Source organism: Rhizobium anhuiense (assembly GCF_003985145.1).
In the GTDB taxonomy this organism is placed as follows: domain Bacteria; phylum Pseudomonadota; class Alphaproteobacteria; order Rhizobiales; family Rhizobiaceae; genus Rhizobium; species Rhizobium anhuiense.
This window is the reverse complement of record NZ_ML133525.1, coordinates 220,591-236,147: the sequence shown is the minus strand read 5'-3', so window position 1 is coordinate 236,147 and position 15,557 is coordinate 220,591. Positions and strand designations below refer to the sequence as shown.

18 protein-coding genes are annotated in these 15,557 nt (G+C 61.8%); 9 read left to right on the top strand and 9 right to left on the bottom strand.

Annotated elements, in window-relative coordinates; translation table 11 throughout:
* Positions 1-34 precede the first annotated feature (34 nt).
* From EEQ99_RS16360 to EEQ99_RS16340, 5 genes are read right to left on the bottom strand one after another with little or no spacing between them, the layout of a single operon-like run.
* Positions 35-1,744 carry a methyl-accepting chemotaxis protein gene (locus EEQ99_RS16360; protein WP_097543099.1) on the bottom strand — a complete coding sequence of 570 codons (1,710 nt, stop codon included), beginning with the start codon at positions 1,742-1,744 and terminating at the stop codon, positions 35-37.
* Between the two features lie 31 nt (positions 1,745-1,775).
* Positions 1,776-2,285 (bottom strand): chemotaxis protein CheW, encoded by a 510-nt coding sequence (locus EEQ99_RS16355; protein ID WP_028755497.1) that lies wholly within the window; start codon positions 2,283-2,285, stop codon positions 1,776-1,778.
* A complete protein-coding gene (locus tag EEQ99_RS16350) occupies positions 2,282-4,339 on the bottom strand; it encodes a chemotaxis protein CheA (RefSeq protein WP_127430750.1) in 2,058 nt (685 codons plus the stop codon). The genes EEQ99_RS16355 and EEQ99_RS16350 overlap by 4 nt, the downstream gene beginning before the upstream one ends.
* Positions 4,336-4,704, bottom strand: a complete 369-nt coding sequence (locus EEQ99_RS16345; protein ID WP_028755495.1) for a response regulator — start codon at positions 4,702-4,704, stop codon at positions 4,336-4,338. Before EEQ99_RS16345 ends, EEQ99_RS16350 begins: the two co-directional genes overlap by 4 nt.
* The gene (locus tag EEQ99_RS16340; RefSeq protein WP_028755494.1) at positions 4,701-5,030 is read right to left on the bottom strand and encodes an STAS domain-containing protein; all 330 of its coding nucleotides are present in this window, start codon (positions 5,028-5,030) and stop codon (positions 4,701-4,703) included. Before EEQ99_RS16340 ends, EEQ99_RS16345 begins: the two co-directional genes overlap by 4 nt.
* A 341-nt stretch (positions 5,031-5,371) precedes the next feature.
* On the opposite strand from EEQ99_RS16340, the gene EEQ99_RS16335 reads away from it, so the two are divergent.
* A complete protein-coding gene (locus tag EEQ99_RS16335) occupies positions 5,372-7,120 on the top strand; it encodes a hypothetical protein (RefSeq protein WP_047616449.1) in 1,749 nt (582 codons plus the stop codon).
* A 19-nt stretch (positions 7,121-7,139) separates the two neighbouring features.
* Here the strand turns inward: EEQ99_RS16335 and EEQ99_RS16330 are convergent, their stop codons facing one another.
* Together EEQ99_RS16330 and EEQ99_RS16325 are read right to left on the bottom strand one after the other, a co-directional pair.
* A complete protein-coding gene (locus tag EEQ99_RS16330) occupies positions 7,140-8,222 on the bottom strand; it encodes a tetratricopeptide repeat protein (RefSeq protein WP_047616447.1) in 1,083 nt (360 codons plus the stop codon).
* 10 nt (positions 8,223-8,232) lie between these two features.
* Positions 8,233-8,886, bottom strand: a complete 654-nt coding sequence (locus EEQ99_RS16325) for a thiamine phosphate synthase (protein WP_028755491.1) — start codon at positions 8,884-8,886, stop codon at positions 8,233-8,235.
* A 107-nt stretch (positions 8,887-8,993) separates the two neighbouring features.
* Here EEQ99_RS16325 and EEQ99_RS16320 point away from each other — a divergent pair, with 107 nt between their 5' ends.
* Both EEQ99_RS16320 and EEQ99_RS16315 read left to right on the top strand, forming a co-directional pair.
* On the top strand, positions 8,994-9,758 hold the full coding sequence (locus tag EEQ99_RS16320; RefSeq protein WP_097543096.1) for a sulfite exporter TauE/SafE family protein: 765 nt from the start codon (positions 8,994-8,996) through the stop codon (positions 9,756-9,758).
* Between the two features lie 121 nt (positions 9,759-9,879).
* On the top strand, positions 9,880-10,140 hold the full coding sequence (locus tag EEQ99_RS16315) for an ArsR/SmtB family transcription factor (protein WP_017962043.1): 261 nt from the start codon (positions 9,880-9,882) through the stop codon (positions 10,138-10,140).
* 274 nt (positions 10,141-10,414) lie between these two features.
* On the opposite strand, the gene EEQ99_RS16310 is transcribed toward EEQ99_RS16315, so the two are convergent.
* The gene (locus EEQ99_RS16310) at positions 10,415-10,588 is read right to left on the bottom strand and encodes a YdcH family protein (protein WP_047616443.1); all 174 of its coding nucleotides are present in this window, start codon (positions 10,586-10,588) and stop codon (positions 10,415-10,417) included.
* Positions 10,589-10,816: 228 nt separating this feature from the next.
* Here EEQ99_RS16310 and EEQ99_RS16305 point away from each other — a divergent pair, with 228 nt between their 5' ends.
* From EEQ99_RS16305 to EEQ99_RS16280, 6 genes are all read left to right on the top strand, one after another.
* Positions 10,817-11,020 carry a YdcH family protein gene (locus EEQ99_RS16305; protein WP_017968168.1) on the top strand — a complete coding sequence of 68 codons (204 nt, stop codon included), beginning with the start codon at positions 10,817-10,819 and terminating at the stop codon, positions 11,018-11,020.
* Between the two features lie 18 nt (positions 11,021-11,038).
* Positions 11,039-11,533: a 5-(carboxyamino)imidazole ribonucleotide mutase gene (gene purE, locus EEQ99_RS16300; protein ID WP_028755489.1), complete on the top strand. Its 495-nt coding sequence runs from the start codon at positions 11,039-11,041 to the stop codon at positions 11,531-11,533.
* Complete coding sequence (locus tag EEQ99_RS16295; RefSeq protein ID WP_028757699.1) at positions 11,530-12,606, top strand: 5-(carboxyamino)imidazole ribonucleotide synthase; 1,077 nt, start codon at positions 11,530-11,532, stop codon at positions 12,604-12,606. The genes purE and EEQ99_RS16295 overlap by 4 nt, the downstream gene beginning before the upstream one ends.
* A gap of 164 nt (positions 12,607-12,770) precedes the next feature.
* A complete protein-coding gene (gene ykgO / locus EEQ99_RS16290; RefSeq protein ID WP_003582204.1) occupies positions 12,771-12,896 on the top strand; it encodes a type B 50S ribosomal protein L36 in 126 nt (41 codons plus the stop codon).
* Positions 12,897-13,008: 112 nt separating this feature from the next.
* Positions 13,009-13,623 carry a tetratricopeptide repeat protein gene (locus tag EEQ99_RS16285; protein WP_028755487.1) on the top strand — a complete coding sequence of 205 codons (615 nt, stop codon included), beginning with the start codon at positions 13,009-13,011 and terminating at the stop codon, positions 13,621-13,623.
* Positions 13,624-13,741: 118 nt separating this feature from the next.
* Positions 13,742-14,797: an alpha/beta fold hydrolase gene (locus tag EEQ99_RS16280; RefSeq protein WP_028757203.1), complete on the top strand. Its 1,056-nt coding sequence runs from the start codon at positions 13,742-13,744 to the stop codon at positions 14,795-14,797.
* A gap of 25 nt (positions 14,798-14,822) precedes the next feature.
* Here EEQ99_RS16280 and EEQ99_RS16275 read toward each other — a convergent pair whose 3' ends face one another.
* A complete protein-coding gene (locus tag EEQ99_RS16275) occupies positions 14,823-15,539 on the bottom strand; it encodes an SDR family oxidoreductase (RefSeq protein ID WP_047616436.1) in 717 nt (238 codons plus the stop codon).
* Between the last annotated feature and the right edge of the window lie 18 nt (positions 15,540-15,557).

The following is a 15,557-nucleotide window of genomic DNA, read 5'->3' as shown; positions in this document are numbered from 1 at the left end:
GCAGCCCGAGGGATCACATTGAGGGCAGGAGCGCTTATGCGCTCTCCCTAAAATCGTCGTCGCTGGCGTCTGGACCGCCCATCGACATGTCGAGAGCAAAGCCCTTGAGACGCTGCTGCTGAGCCGAAACCGTCTGGCCGCGACCCTGTCCATGGGCCTGCGGGGCGGTTCTGCGGACAGCGGCCGGGGCTTTGACCGCCTTGGCCGAGGTTTTTGGCTGTGCCTTCTGGGCGCCGGGCCGCGCACTGCCCGCTGTATCGACCTTGAAGAAGGCGATCGAGGCCTGCAGTTCTTCCGCCTGAGAGGCGAGCTCCTCGGAGGTCGCCGACATCTGCTCGGAGGCGCCGGCATTCTGCTGCGTCACCTTGTCGAGTTGCTGGATCGCCTCATTGATCTGCGAAGCGCCGATATCCTGTTCGCGGCAGGCTGCACTGATCTCGGAGACCAGCTCGGCCGTCTTGCGGATGTCGGGCACCAGCCGGCCAAGCATGTCGCCAGCATCGGCGGCGGCCTTGACCGTATCGCTCGACATCGAGCTGATTTCGGCGGCGGCCGACTGGCTGCGTTCGGCGAGTTTGCGAACCTCGGAGGCGACGACCGCAAAACCCTTGCCGTGTTCGCCGGCACGTGCTGCTTCCACAGCCGCGTTCAGAGCCAAGAGATCGGTCTGGCGGGCGATCTCCTGGACGATACCAATCTTCTGAGCGATCGTGCGCATGGCGTCGACGGCACGCGTCACCGCTTCACCGCTGGCTTCCGCGTCCTTGGCCGACTGGCGGGCAATCTTTTCCGTCTGGGCGGCGTTGTCGGCGTTCTGCTTGATGTTGGCGGCCATCTGCTCCATCGAGGCCGACGCCTCTTCAGCCGACGCCGCCTGTTCGGTGGCGCCCTGCGAGACCTGTTCCGAGCTCGCCGAAAGTTCCTGGCTGCCGGAAGAGACGTTGTCGGCAGCCGACAATGCGTCGGCGACGACGCCGCGCAGGCGTTCGATCATCGTATTGACATTACCCAGAAGCTCGCCGATTTCGTCATGGCTGGTGATATCGGCCATCTTCGTCAGATCGCCTTCCGACACCTCGCGAACCACGGTGTTGGCGCGGCTGAGTCCCTTGCTGATCGTGCTGGCGATCCAGAAGGCGGTGAGAGCAGCGATCAGCAGCGCGACGGCGGCGACCGCCATCATCGTCGTGCGGGTCGTCGTGTACTGCGCTTCGGCGCCGTCATCGGCAGCCTTCATACGCTGCTTTTCAAGTGCCAGGATTTCGCTGAGTGTCGAGTCGATGTCGTTGGCAGCGGCCCGGGCCGTCGAGACGGAGATGGCATTTGCGCCTTCAGCATTGCCGGCCTTCACATATTCGCGGATCTGATCGTCGGCCGCATTGAAGGTCTTGGACAGCTCGGCGATGCGTGCCCAGCGCACTTTGCCCTCTTCCGTTGCCAGCGCCAGCACATGGCTGAAGGCGTCGGCGAATTCCTTGCGGGCCTGGTTGCCCTTGGCGATTGCCCCGGCCGACTCGTCCGCGGTCCGGGCGGTGAGCAGGTTCTTCTGCTGGCGGATGGCCTCGAGCTGGGCGATGTTGATCTGCTGCGCGAGATCGAGGCGGGCTGCCGGGCCGGAGAGAAGCTTATCGATCGTATCGTTCAGCGATCCAAGGCTGAGGACACCGTAAGCGGCGGTGCCCATGAGCATCAGAATGATGAAGGTGAACGCGGTCACCAGTTTCGTCTTGATTGTCAGTCGCATGGTCCAAACCCCTCGTTGAATTCATCCGGCGTCAATTAACGGCTCCCGCCGCATCGTGCCTCGATGAGAAAATCGCCTGCAGATTAGGGAGAATGATGAATTCTCCGCCCCTCTTCACGAGGCAGTTGATGTAGTCGGCGCGCCAGCGCATGCCGACGCTCGGTGGTGCCTCGCTCGCGGTCTTTGCAAGCGTCGTCACTTCGTTCACCTTGTCGGTTCTGAGGCCGACGAGCGTCTGCTCGCCCTGCAGATCGATCTCGATGACGATAATGCGGCTGTCGATCGTCGCTTCTGCCGCTTCCATCCCGAAGGCGAGGCGCAGATCGGCGAGCGGAATGACCTTGCCGCGAAAGTTGATGACGCTGGCGACGAAGGGCTGGCTGCCCGGTACCGCTGTTTCAGGGAGCAGGTCCAGGATTTCCTGGACGATGACCGCTTCCAGCGCGAAGGTTTCGCCGTTGAGATCGAAGGTCAGGACCTCCACTTCCTCGGCATAGCTCCAGTGATTGTCAAATCGTTCGGCTGCTGCTGTTGCACTCATCCTGCTACACGCAATTGCGCCTCCTGTTGCTGACCCGCGGCAACCAGGTGCCCGACGTCGAGAATGAGAGCGACGCTGCCGTCGCCGAGAATGGTGGCGCCCGAGAAGGTCGCAACGTTATTGTGCAGTTTCGACATCGACTTGATGACCGTCTGGTGGTCGCCGATGATCTGGTCGACGACGAGGCCGACACGCTCGGTGCCGGTCGAGATGACGACGACCTTCTGGTGCACGTCGGGCTTGGTGCCGGTGCGGAAGAGATCGCGCAGGCGCAGGAACGGCACCAGGCTGTCGCGCAGTGAGATGAAGCTGCGGCCGCGCGAACGGAGATCTTCCTCGAGCGACAGTTCGAGGCATTCCTCGACCGCCGAGAGCGGGATGACGTAGCGGCCGGAACCGACCCGCACCAGCAGGCCATCGATGATGGCAAGCGTCAGCGGGATGCGCAGCGACACTTCCGAACCCTGTCCGGGCACACTGACGATGTCGATTGCGCCGCGAAGCGCTTCGACCGTCTTTTTGACCACGTCCATGCCGACCCCGCGGCCGGACAGATTGGTGATCGCCGCGGCTGTCGAGAAGCCGGGGGCGAAGATCAGTTGCAGCAGCTCGGAGTCGGAAAGCGGCTGCCCGGGGTGGATGAGGCCGGAAGATTCCGCCTTGGCGCGAACCCGGTCACGATTGATGCCGCGGCCGTCGTCCTTGATCGAGATGATCACCTCGCCACCGGCCTGGCGGGCCGAAAGCGTCACCGTGCCGGCTTCGGTCTTGCCGGAGGCAAGTCGATCGGCCGGCGTTTCGAGGCCGTGGTCGATCGAGTTGCGCACCAGATGCACCAGCGGATCGGCCAGGCGCTCGATGACCGTCTTGTCGACTTCGGTGCTCTCGCCCTCCGTCACCAGCTCGATCACCTTGCCGGTCTCGCGGGCGAGATCGTGGACGAGGCGGCGGAAGCGAGAGAAGAGGGTGGCGACCGGCACCATGCGCAGCACCATCATCGTGTCGCGCAATTCGCCGGAGAGGCGTTCGATTTCTTCAGAGACGGAGCGCAGCGCGATATCGGTGCTGGCGCTGGCGAGCTGGCTGAGGCGCGATTGCGCAATGACGAGCTCGCCGACGCGGTCCATCAGCTCGTCGAGACGTTCGGCCGGAACGCGGACGTTCTCGGCCGCCTTGGCCTGGCTGACGGCAACGGGCGCCTCGCGCTTGGCCGGAACCGCCTCGACAGGACGGAATTCCGGAACGGCGGCCGGCGGAGCGGGCGCCGTCGACGCCGCGGCGGCAGTTGCAGCTGCTGTCTTTTCCTCGATGGCCGCGACCGTTGCCGCTGCCGGCGCGTCGATTTCCTCGACGCTGAGTTCCATATCATCGAGTACGAAGATGAAGACGTCGTCGATCGCCGAACGGTCCTGGTCACTCACCAGCGTCACGTCCCAGGAGATATGGAGTTCCGTCGGAGTGAGCTCGTCGAGCGGCGGAATAGCCGAGCTATTGGCGCGCACGGTGCATTCGCCGAGATCGCGCAGCTCGTCCAGCAGGCCGAGCGGATTGGTGCCGTTGGCCATCGAATTGGCGGGCAGGCTGAAGCGAATGCGCCAGCTGTTCTTCCTCTTCGCCGATGCCTCGCGTACGGCCACGGGTGGAGGAACGGCGACCACAGGGGCAGCTACCGCTGGCGCCTTGCCGCCGACGGCGGCCTGCAGCTGCGCCAGAAGCTTATGTCCGGTATCGCCGTGATCGGCGTCCGGCTGGTCGACCAGGGCGCGCATATGGTCCTGGGCGGCGAGAACGGCGGCGACGAGTTCGCTGGTCGCTGCGACCTCACCCTTGCGGACGCGGTCGAAGGCTGTTTCGCAATGATGGGTGAAGGCGGCGAGCGCCTCGAAACCGAACATCGCGCCGGAGCCCTTGAGGGTGTGGAGCCCGCGGAACACGGCGTCGACGAGATCCCTGTTGTCGAGTTGGTGGGTCAGGTCGAGAAGACCGGCCTCGATCGCTTCGAGGCATTCGGCGGCCTCCATGCGGAATACGGCGACAGGATCGATCGTGCTCATCGTCCGAGAACCTTTTTCACGATTTTCACCAGACTTTCGGGGTCGAACGGCTTGGTCAGCCAGCCGGTGGCGCCGGCGGCCTTGGCACGCGCCTTGAGATCGGCATCCGATTCCGTCGTCAGGAAGATGATCGGAACGCCGGCCTGCGCCGGCAGCTTGCGCAGCTCCTCGATCATCGTCAGCCCGTCCATGACAGGCATGTTGAGATCGGTCACAATCAGATCGAAGGTGCTGCCCTTAGCCGTCGCGAGGCCCTCTGCCCCGTTGACTGCCTCGGTGACGCTATAGCCGGCATTGGTCAGCGTGACCTTGGTAGTCAGACGAATGCTGGCGGAATCGTCGACGGTCAGGATATTTGCACTCATAACGTTACCTCTTTATGCAACCAGAAATTTGCATCTTCTTGATCGAAAGATTCGATGAAACCGGCGCGCTCAAGTACCTTCAGGACCGAACCACTGGCCGGCGAAGAAAGTTTGAACGTCTTTCCTTGGGATTTTGCTTGGCAGCGCGAGGATTCGATGAGTTGAACGAAACTCAGATCCGCTTCCGCGCCTTCCGGAATGCTGATGATGATTGAATCACGACTATGAAATTCATCAGTAAGCTTGGAATATAGTTCTGAAACGTTGCGAATGCTGAGCACATCCGGCAAATTTATAGATTCGTAATATTGCTTCGGAGTATCCAATGCCGCCTCCTGGGCCAGAGAAATACTTGATGACCCTAAAAGGACTCTCATGGCAGCGTTAATGCGGGGTAAACAGCGGTTGTAGGAAACTGCCGTATAACGAGTCCCGAGACTCCCAATTCTCATCCGAGATAAGTTGTATTTTTTTCTCAAAAATTAGAAATAAATAAAGTAAAAACAGTGTGTTAAATTGCATTTCTCGGCCCTGACACTTTGCCCTGGGTCGCATCGACATCTTTCGTTAATCACAACGCTGGCGAGTCCGGCGCGTTTACCGGACGTTTCCATCCTGCCCGTAAAAATAGAATCGAATTGCCTGTATTTTAAGAAAAGGTATAAAATTGGCACACGCTCTGGTATCGCCGAACGCTGCAGCCTACTCGTCGGGGCGGGACATCAGCCGGACCTTGGAATCCGCCCGCAACCAGGTCGAGGAGCGTTTTCTCGAAGGCGGCACCGTACTGCTGTCGGTGATGGATGTCCTCAACCGCCTGTTGAACTCGCTTGAGAGTGTGACCACGGCGCTCGACAACAAGGAAGCCAGCGATACCACCGCCGATCTCCGCGCCACGGTGGAGAGCCTGAAGGCGTTGCCCGTCACCGAGGAAAACCGTCAGCAGGCGTTGGTCTCGCTGGCGCATACCGGCAGGGAACTGCGCAAGCACGTTTCCGACATGCAGGAGACGATGCGTTATCTCAGAACCTTCGCCGTGACCGTGAAGATCACCGGTGCCGGCCTTGCCGAATTCGCCGGCTTCGCCCAGGAGATCCTCGAACGCATCTATTCCGGCACCGACGAAGTCAACCGTTTCGCCACGCATCTCGATAGCCTCGACAAGGAGGTCAAGCTCGCCGCCTCCTTTGGCGCCAGCGTTTCCAAGGGTTATGCCGAGACCGTTCCGGCCGTCGCCGCAGCCCTGCGCGATGATGCCGCCAAGATCGCCGCACACCGCAAGGATCTCGGCGTCATCGCCCGCGAGGTCGGCGCGATTGCCCGCGATGTCCAGAGCAAGGTCGGCTCGACGCTGTCTGCCCTGCAGATCGGCGACATTACCCGCCAGCGCATCGAGCATGTGCAGGCCACATTTTCGTCGCTCGACGATTTCTTTGCCGGCGAGGATGGCGCAAGGCTCGACGCCGGCGCCCGCCAGCGCCTTCAGAACGTCATTCACCATCTAACCGCAGCGCAGATGCGCGACATGTGCGCCAATTTCCAGCGGGATTCAGAGAATGTCGTCAAGACGATCGCGAGTTTCGGCCACGACATGCGGGAGATCCTCAAGCTTCGCGATCAGATGAGCGGGCAGAGCGGCGAAGCCGGCGGCAACTTCATGCGCGCGCTCGAATCCAGCGTTTCGGCCGCTCACGAAATCGTCAAGCAGGTCGACACGGCAAGCCGCCAGGCCGACCAGGTGAGCCAGTCGACGATCGGCACGGCCGCCAAGCTCTCCGAAGCCATCGCAAATATCCGCGCCGTCAAGACCGACATCCATTATATGGCCTTGAATACCAACCTGCGCTGTAGCCGTCTCGGCGAGGAAGGCAAGTCGATCAACGTCGTCACCGCCGAGCTGCGCATCTTCGCCGGCAAGCTCGACGATTCCGCCGACGCCATCGTCAACGGCCTGCCGGCGCTCGAAGCCGCAGCCGGACGCGTCGCCCCCGCTGCCGGCGCCGGGGCCGGCAACCTCGGGGAGAGCCTGACGTCAGCCGTCGGCAACATCCGCTCCGCAGCCAACGTGATGGAAGATGAACTGAAAGTGCTCGCCGAGAACGGCCGCGAGGTCGCCACGAAGATCAGCCTGCTGATCGGCAAGCTCGATTTCCAGCATGATCTCGGCGAAGTCCTTGGCCGCTGCGCCGATCTGCTCGAAGGCATCGCCGGCAGCGATATCGAAGATATCTCGGATCTCGCCGAGACGATCGCGCCGCTCGACCGCACGATCTTCAAGCACTACACGATGGTCCAGGAGCGCAGCATTCATCGCGACATCATCCCGGCGGCCGCGGACAGCGCTCCCGCCCCCGCCCCCACCGAGACCGCCAAAGCCGAAAACGACGAAGATCTGTTCGCCGACGCGCTTTTTTAAAGCGCGTCGCGTCGGGCCGCTATCGCCGCCGGAACTTGTTGGCGGCCTCGATCGCCGCCTTCTGCTGATCGTCCTCGATACCGAGATAGAAATCCTCAAGCGACGGATCGGCAAGCCCGGCACGCCGAGACAGCACGTACCACTTCGCTGCCTCGATCGGATCGGGCGGCGTGCCGATGGCGTTGATGTAGAGATGGGCGAGCTTGTTCTGCGCCACGACATTGCCGCCATTGGCGGCAAGTTTCAGCCATTCGAAACCCTTGACGTAATCCTTCGGTCCGCCGACGCCATTGACGAGCCAGATGCCGAGATCGAGCTGGGCGGTGTCGAAGCCGGCGCGCGCCGCACGCGCCATCCACTCGCGGGCGAGCTGCTTCTTTTCCTCCGGCAGGTCCTTCAGCGTCGCATAGATCTGCGCCACCGCATATTGCGAATCGGCAATGCCCTGCTCGGCCGATTTCTCGTAGAACGGCAGCGCAAGCTTCAGCCCCTTCTCGCCGGGATTGTCGGCGATGAGAAGCTGCGCCCAGTTGAACTCCGCTGAAGGATTGCCGGCCTCGGCCGCCTTGCGCATGTAGTCGTCGGCCTTGACCTTGTCACGCGGCACGCCCTGGCCTTCCATCAGGATCAGCGCATATTTGAACATGGCTGCCGCATCGCCGCCTTCGGCCGCCTTGCCATACCAGAAGGCGGCATTCTTCACGTCCTTCTTGACGCCGAGGCCCTGCGAGAGGATTTCGCCGATCAGCGTTTGCGCCGCCGGATCGCCGAGCTGGGCGCGCGGCAGCGCCTTGTCCATTGCCGTCAGGTAATAACCGCGCTGGAAGGCGCCGTAAGCCTCGTCGATCGGCCCCTTGTAATCCTTTTCCGGCGGCAGGTCCGGCAGCTTCGCGCCCATACGGTCGAACACGCCAACACCATCGGAGGGCTTGACATCCGGGCCAGTGGGCCGGTCGGTGCGGAAGGTCGATGCCGGCGCCGTGCCCGGCTGGCTGATGACGCTGTCCGGCGCCTGCGCCAAAGCGACATCCGGCCCGGCAGCAACCAAAGCCGCCACGCTGGCAAGGGCAAATTTCAAAAGGGGGACGGGCGGGATCGGCATGAGGGCGATTTCAATCCTCAAACCGTGGCGCTTTTTCGTCAAGCAACGCGTTGATTTCGGCGACGATCGACGGCGCCCGGCCGGGCTCGCCGAAGACCGCCAGCCGCAGCGCCACGAACTCCGCTCCGGTCTCGGCAACGGCAAGCGCCGAGGCCGGATCGGTGCCGCCCATGACGATACAGGGAATCTCGATCATCGAGGCCCACCATTCGCCGAGCGCAAGGTTCTTCGGATGCGCCTCCGGCTTGATGTCGCCGTCGAGCTTGCCGAAAAAGATATAGTCCGGCCTGACTTCGCCGATCTCCAGCGCGTGGTGGCGGTCAGCCGCGTTGCCGCCGCCGATGATCAGCTTCGGCGCGTGTTTGTCGATCGCTTCCGAAAGCGCCTCAGCATTGCCGGAAAGATGCAGGCCATCGGCCTTCGCCCGGCCTGCGACGCGGCTGTCGCCTGAAATCAGCGCAGCCGCTCCGGCATCCTGGATCAGCGGCACCAGCTTTTCGGCATGTTTCTGGAAGGCGCCATCGTCGAGCCCGTATTGCGGCACGATCACCGAAGCGACGTCGCCGCCCTTCAGCGCGTCGGCGACGATCTTTGCCTGTTCATCGGCATCGGCAATATCAGGTGCGATGAGCACAAGGCGGCAGCGGTTTTCCGGTTCGGTCATGAGGTCTTTCCGTTTCCGGCGAATTCCCCTTCGAAATGAGGGATCCGCACTCGTTTTGTGTGAGTAGTTCCGTTAGACGAGGCTTGCAAGAGGAGGACGTCGAAAGCATGCCGCAGGATTTGTCATTCTACTACGCCGCCGTGCCCGCGGTTCTGCTGGTGGGCCTCGCAAAGGGCGGCATGGGCGACGCTTTGTCGCTGATCGGCTTGCCTTTCCTCGCCCTCGTCGTCTCGCCGGTCGAAGCGGCGGCGATCCTGTTGCCGATCCTGGTCTTCATGGACATGATCTCGCTCGTCATCTGGCGCAAGCATGGCGACTGGGCGACGCTGAAGATCATGCTGCCGGGCGCAGTCTTCGGCATCGCGCTCGGCTGGGCGACCTCGGCACTCGTTCCGGGCAGCATGCTGCGCATTGTCATCGGCGCGATGACCATCCTCTTCTGCCTGCGCTATTTCTGGAATAATTTCGGCCCGGGCGCCGGCAAGGTGATCCCGCCGCGCGGCCAGCGGCCGGTGGCCGCCAGCCTCTGGGGTACATTTTCCGGCTACGGCAGCTTCGTCGCCCATGCCGGCGGCGCGCCCTTCCAGATCTATGCCCTGCCGCTCAAATTGCAGCCACGCGAATATACCGGCACCAGTGTGCGCTTCTTTGCGATCCTCAACGCCATCAAGCTGATCCCCTATTTCGCGCTCGGCCAACTCGACACCCAGAACCTTGCGACCTCCGCGACGCTCCTGCCCTTTGCCCCGCTCGCCACCTTTGCCGGCGCATGGTGCGTGCGCCGCATGAGGCCACAGATCTTCTATCCCTTCATGTATGCGATGGCGCTGATCGCTGCCTTCCTGATCGTGCGCGAGGGCCTTGGTTGGTGAAACCCTGAAGCGCCGCGCTTCTTTTGAGACGCGCGAGGAACGCTGCAGCACTTTGAATTGCCGCACGCTGCAATGCACAATTTCCTTGCTGGAGCGCCCGGTTTGACGTAGCGTTCCCGCCATGTCGAACACGGACCCTTTCTCTGCGATTGCCGATCCGAACCGGCGGTTTCTGCTGGAGGAACTGCGCCGCGCACCACGGACGGTCAATGAACTCGCCGAGGGTCTGCCGATCAGCCGCCCCGCCGTTTCGCAACACCTGAAAGCGCTGTTGGACAGCAATCTTGTTTCGGTGACATCCGAAGGCACGAAGCGCATCTACGCGGTCAACAACCGCGGCTTCGACACGCTCAATTTATGGCTTGATCAATTCTGGGCCTGATGCACGTCACGCGTCTCTGAAGACGTTTTATCACTTTGAATCGCATAATTTTATCCCGAGCAGTTCCGCTTCAGGGTAAAATTATGCCGGCCGGAAACTCGATGCGGATCATCAGACCCTTTGAAGCTTGACGAACCAAAAGCGCCAGCCGCGATGCGGCGGGCATCGGACTGGCGCAAATCGAGTGTGTGATCACCGGTTCTTGCTGATTTTAGGCGGAATGGATGGATTTACCTCTTTGCGCAAGATGATCGTCCGGCGACCCTTGGGAAGATCAGTGGACGGATGACTTAAGACGCTGAATCTCGTCCTTGATGCGCAGCTTGCGGCGCTTGCACTCGGCAAGTTCCGTATCGGAAATAGAGGGAGATGTTCTGAGCGTGTGCAACTCCTCCTCGAGAGCAACATGCTTTTTCTGGAGTGACTCAAGATGAGCTTGAACAGTCATATGACCCTTCCTTCCTCTTACCCTCCCCGGCCATCATCGTCGGGGATCAAGGTGTCAACGGCGGGGACTGTGACATATTTTTGAAGGCTTGTCGAAGGCCAAAAGATGAAGACTGGATGGCAATTTCATGATCAAGACTAACTAGCCGTTACCTGTATTTGGTGATAGGAGCTTGCGGAAATCATCGGCAGATCGGACAAGGTCCGAGGACGATAACGGGGATTGCATATGGCCGATCAGGAACAGGCGGAAATCAGGCTCACAGTGGCGCGTCTGCGTCAGGAGCATGAGGATTTCGACGCCGCGATCAACGCCATGATCCAGACCGGATGCGATGCTCTGCGGATCCAGCGTATGAAAAAGAAGAAGCTCGTCATCAAGGACAGGCTCTCCAAGCTGGAAGATCAGATCATCCCTGACATCATCGCCTGAGAGGGAATAGCAGCAACGATGACAGACAGACCGCCCGTCGCCATCATCATGGGCAGCCAGTCCGACTGGGAGACCATGAAGAACGCCGCCGACACGCTGGAGGCGCTTGAGATCCCTTACGATGCGCGCATCATTTCGGCGCACCGCACACCCGACCGGCTGGTCAATTTCGCCAAGGGAGCGCGGGCTGAGGGCTTCAAGGTCATCATCGCCGGCGCCGGCGGCGCTGCCCACCTGCCGGGTATGGCCGCATCGATGACGCCGCTGCCGGTCTTCGGCGTGCCGGTCCAGTCAAAGACCATGTCCGGCCAGGACAGCCTTCTTTCCATCGTGCAGATGCCGGCCGGCATTCCGGTGGGCACGCTCGCCATCGGCAAGGCCGGCGCGGTCAATGCCGCCCTTCTCGCCGCCGCCGTCCTTGCCCTTTCCGACGAAGAAATCGCCGACCGGCTCGACGAATGGCGCGAGCGCCAGAGTGCTGCCGTCGCCGAATACCCGATGGACGACCTATGACGGCAAGAACGATCGGCATTATCGGCGGCGGCCAGCTTGGCCGCATGCTGGCCATTGCCGCCGCCAGATTGAATTTTCGCACGGTCATCCTCGAGCCGCAGGCGGACTGCCCGGCCGCCCAGCTCGCCAACCGGCAGATTACCGCCGCCTATGACGAGCCGGCGGCACTCGCCGAACTCGCTGATATCTGCGATGTCGTCACCTACGAATTCGAGAACGTGCCCGTCGCAGCTGCCGAGACGCTCTCGGCGAGCGTGTCCGTCTATCCGCCGCCGAAGGCACTGGAAGCCGCCCAGGACCGCCTCGTCGAAAAGCGCTTTCTCAATGGCTGCGGCATATCGACCGCCCGCTTCCATGCGGTCGACAGCCAGGCCGATCTCGAGATGGCACTGAAGGATTTCGGCGGTCAGGGCGTGCTGAAGACGCGCCGTCTCGGTTATGACGGCAAGGGCCAGATGGTTTTCCGCTCCGTCGCCGACAGCGCAGATGGCGCATATGCCGCGCTCGGCGGCGTGCCGCTCATCCTCGAAAGTTTCGTCGCCTTCGAGCGCGAGGTCTCGATCATCGCCGCGCGGGCCACCGACGGCACGGTCGTCTGCTTCGATCCCGCCGAGAATGTCCACCGCAGCGGCATCCTTCACACCTCGACGGTTCCCGCTACGATCTCGCCAGCGACGGCGGATATTGCGCGCCGATCGGCCGAAAAGATCCTCGCCGCCTTGAACTATGTCGGCGTCATCGGCATCGAATTCTTCGTGCTGCGCGACGGTGGTCTGATCGCCAACGAGATGGCGCCGCGTGTCCACAACTCCGGTCACTGGACGGAAGCCGCCTGCGTCGTCAGCCAGTTCGAGCAGCATATCCGCGCCGTCGCCGGCCTGCCGCTCGGCAATGGCGAGCGCCATTCCGACTGCGTCATGCAGAACCTGATCGGCGACGATATCCTTGCCGTTCCCGACTGGTTGCAGCGTCCCGATACGCTGGTTCATCTCTATGGCAAGACCGAGTGGCGCTCCGGCCGCAAGATGGGCCACGTCACCACCTTGACGCCGAAATCACCGGTTTCGGCTTGAGAAAACACCGCGACGCCTTGGGAAAAACACCTTCATGCGGTTGACATGGAAAAGGTGAAGAGGTATCTGCTCCCCCACCTAAAGAGCGCGCCCGATGGCGCGCTTTTGATTGTTAAAGATACGGGCGAATGTGAATTCCCCCATAGAGATCGCGGATCAGAAAAATGAAGATCAAGAATTCGCTCAAGTCGCTCAAGGCTCGTCACCGTGACAACCGTCTGGTTCGCCGCAAGGGCCGCATCTACATCATCAACAAGCTGAACCCGCGCTACAAGGCTCGTCAGGGCTGATTTCGCGCATCCGGATCGCCGCGCCGCGTGAGCTTGCGCCGGCGGATATATCCGGTGGGTCACTATGGTGATCACGTCAAATTTGTTTGATCTTCGGCGTTGGCGGGCTAATATGTCCGCCATGCGCTTTTTTGCTTTGACATCAGCGGCGCTGCCGCTCGCCCTCATTCTCCTCTCCGCCACTTTTCCGGCCACCGCCGCGGAAAAGGACGTCATCGTCGAACAGACGGATGTCAGCAGTTCGCCGAAGCAGCACCTCGACCAGCTCTTCAGCCAGTTGAAGCGTGAGCGCGACCCCGACAAGGCCAGCAGCATCGCCAATGAAATCCGCATGGAATGGAACGATTCCGGCAGCGCCACCATCAATCTGCTGATGCAGTGGGCCGACAAGGCGATCGAGGAAAAGCGCAATCCGGCTGCCCTCGACTTCCTCGACGAGGCGATCGCGCTGAAGCCCGATTATGCCGAAAGCTGGAACCGCCGTGCCACGCTGAATTTCGTCATGGGCAATTATCGCAAGTCGATGTCCGACATCGAACGTGTGCTCGATCTCGAGCCGCGCCATTTCGGCGCACTCTCCGGCATGGCGGCGATTCTCAGCAATTCCGGCAACGACCAACTGACCTTGAAGGCCTGGGAGCGTTTCCTCGATGTCTATCCCGCCGAACGCACCGCGCAGGAACAGGTCAACACGCTTGCCGAAAAACTCGCGGGCAACCGCACCTGATTCCCGGGCTGACATCTTGACGTCGGATCACGTCGCGCAATTTTAGAATATAGAGGGAATGATGTAGCGGTTTGTTCGCCCGCAGCTCATCCCGCAACTGTCGCTCGTTGTTAACATCATGCTTGCAGAAGTTTCCGCTCTTCTCGCCCCGCTCGCCGCCGCCATCGGTTACTCATCCTATAAGGCGCGGCAATTCGAACACGCCTATCCCAATATCGGCGAACTGACGGATGTCGGCGGCTACTGCATGAATGCCGTCCACATAAAGCGTCCCGAAAATGCGGATCTGCCGCCGCTTGTCTTCATTCATGGCGCCAGCGGCAATCTGCTCGACCAGGTCGTCGCCTTTCGCGCAGCACTCGAAGGCCGGGCGGAAATGCTGTTCGTCGATCGTCCCGGTCACGGTTATTCCGAGCGCGGCGGCCCTGAGAACGCCGTTCCCTCCGGCCAGGCCGATGCGATCGCCAGGCTGATGGAAAAGCGCGGCATCGAGAAGGCGATCATTGTCGGCCATTCCTTCGGCGGCGCGATCACCGCCGCCTTCGGCCTGCGCCATCCCGATAAGACATCGGGCCTGCTGTTCCTCGCACCCGCCACCCATCCATGGCCGGGCGGCATCGACTGGTATTATCATGTCGCAACCGTGCCGGTCGTCGGCTGGCTCTTCAACCATGCGATCGTCGTGCCGCTCGGGCTGAGCCGCCTGGAGCGCGGCACGCTGAACGTCTTCCGCCCCAATCCGCGCCCGGCCGACTATATCGAAAAAACCGGCCCGTCACTGGTGCTGCGGCCCCGCGCCTTCCACAACAACGCCGCCGATTTCAAAAGACTGCTGGCCTATGTGAAGGAACAGTCGCCGCTCTACTCGCAGATCACCGCGCCGACCGTCATCATAACAGGCGACCGCGACGAGATCGTCTGGGAGCACCTGCATTCGCGCGGCCTTGCCCGCGACATATCGGGCTCCGAACTCATCACCGTTCGCGGCGTCGGCCATAAGCCGGACTACCTCGCAACCGATGTCGTCATCGCCGCCATGGAGAAGATATCAGGCAAGCCGCGCGACCTGCAGGCAATCGCCCGCAGCGCCGAGGAAAGGCTTGCCGCCGCATCACGTGATCGAAAGGTCGCAGCCGTGTCGCCATTGGGGCCAGGCGCCCTGCACGGCGCATGACCTCTCCGGTTTGAATTTACCTGCCTCAGGCGCCAAGACGCACGCCGCCATCGCAGGTGATGATATGGCCGCTCATGAAGGTGTTTCCGACCAGGAAGGCTATCGCCTCCGCAATATCCTCCGGCCTGCCGACACGGCCGACCGGTGTGCGGCCTGCGAAATCCGCAAAGACGCTGCCGCGCTGCTCAGGCGGCAGGAAACTCCACCAAGGCGTATCGACGACCCCAGGGGAAACGCCGTTGACACGCAACGGCTTCAACTCGGCCGCCAGCACCGGCACCATCGCCTCGATGCCGGCATTGACGGCAGCAAGCCCAGCCGTACCGGGCATCGCGGCCTGCGCGCTGACCGCCGAAACGAAAGTGATGCTGCCGCCCGGCTGCAACAGCGGCAACGCCGCCTGGGTTACCGCGGCATGCGGAATGAGCTTGGTCTGGAACCCGGCAAGCAGATCCGCCATATCGAGCGATGCAAAAGGTCCGGCGCCATGGCCGCTGCCCATCGCCAGCACCAGATGGTCGAACGCGCCGATCCCGCCAAAAGCCTCCCCGAGCGTGGAAAGCTGCGTCGCATCGAGCACCAGGCTGCGCAGATTGCCATCGAGCGAAGCCTTGACCGCCGCGAGTTTTTCGCCGTCACGGCCTGCAATAGTGACCCTATATCCTTGTTTCAAAAGTAATGTCGCCGTGGCGAGGCCGATGCCGGAAGAACCTCCGATGACGACCACATGCTGCAAAGACATGATGCTGCTCCTTGAATT

Excerpts from the sequence above, each read along its gene's own strand:
- EEQ99_RS16360 (WP_097543099.1), bottom strand. The coding sequence starts at position 1,744 with ATGCGACTGACAATCAAGACGAAACTGGTGACCGCGTTCACCTTCATC.
- EEQ99_RS16355 (WP_028755497.1), bottom strand. The coding sequence starts at position 2,285 with ATGAGTGCAACAGCAGCAGCCGAACGATTTGACAATCACTGGAGCTAT.
- EEQ99_RS16350 (WP_127430750.1), bottom strand. The coding sequence starts at position 4,339 with ATGAGCACGATCGATCCTGTCGCCGTATTCCGCATGGAGGCCGCCGAA.
- EEQ99_RS16345 (WP_028755495.1), bottom strand. The coding sequence starts at position 4,704 with ATGAGTGCAAATATCCTGACCGTCGACGATTCCGCCAGCATTCGTCTG.
- EEQ99_RS16330 (WP_047616447.1), bottom strand. The coding sequence starts at position 8,222 with ATGCCGATCCCGCCCGTCCCCCTTTTGAAATTTGCCCTTGCCAGCGTG.
- EEQ99_RS16325 (WP_028755491.1), bottom strand. The coding sequence starts at position 8,886 with ATGACCGAACCGGAAAACCGCTGCCGCCTTGTGCTCATCGCACCTGAT.
- EEQ99_RS16320 (WP_097543096.1), top strand. The coding sequence starts at position 8,994 with ATGCCGCAGGATTTGTCATTCTACTACGCCGCCGTGCCCGCGGTTCTG.
- EEQ99_RS16315 (WP_017962043.1), top strand. The coding sequence starts at position 9,880 with ATGTCGAACACGGACCCTTTCTCTGCGATTGCCGATCCGAACCGGCGG.
- EEQ99_RS16310 (WP_047616443.1), bottom strand. The coding sequence starts at position 10,588 with ATGACTGTTCAAGCTCATCTTGAGTCACTCCAGAAAAAGCATGTTGCT.
- EEQ99_RS16305 (WP_017968168.1), top strand. The coding sequence starts at position 10,817 with ATGGCCGATCAGGAACAGGCGGAAATCAGGCTCACAGTGGCGCGTCTG.
- purE (WP_028755489.1), top strand. The coding sequence starts at position 11,039 with ATGACAGACAGACCGCCCGTCGCCATCATCATGGGCAGCCAGTCCGAC.
- EEQ99_RS16295 (WP_028757699.1), top strand. The coding sequence starts at position 11,530 with ATGACGGCAAGAACGATCGGCATTATCGGCGGCGGCCAGCTTGGCCGC.
- ykgO (WP_003582204.1), top strand. The coding sequence starts at position 12,771 with ATGAAGATCAAGAATTCGCTCAAGTCGCTCAAGGCTCGTCACCGTGAC.
- EEQ99_RS16285 (WP_028755487.1), top strand. The coding sequence starts at position 13,009 with ATGTCCGCCATGCGCTTTTTTGCTTTGACATCAGCGGCGCTGCCGCTC.
- EEQ99_RS16280 (WP_028757203.1), top strand. The coding sequence starts at position 13,742 with ATGCTTGCAGAAGTTTCCGCTCTTCTCGCCCCGCTCGCCGCCGCCATC.
- EEQ99_RS16275 (WP_047616436.1), bottom strand. The coding sequence starts at position 15,539 with ATGTCTTTGCAGCATGTGGTCGTCATCGGAGGTTCTTCCGGCATCGGC.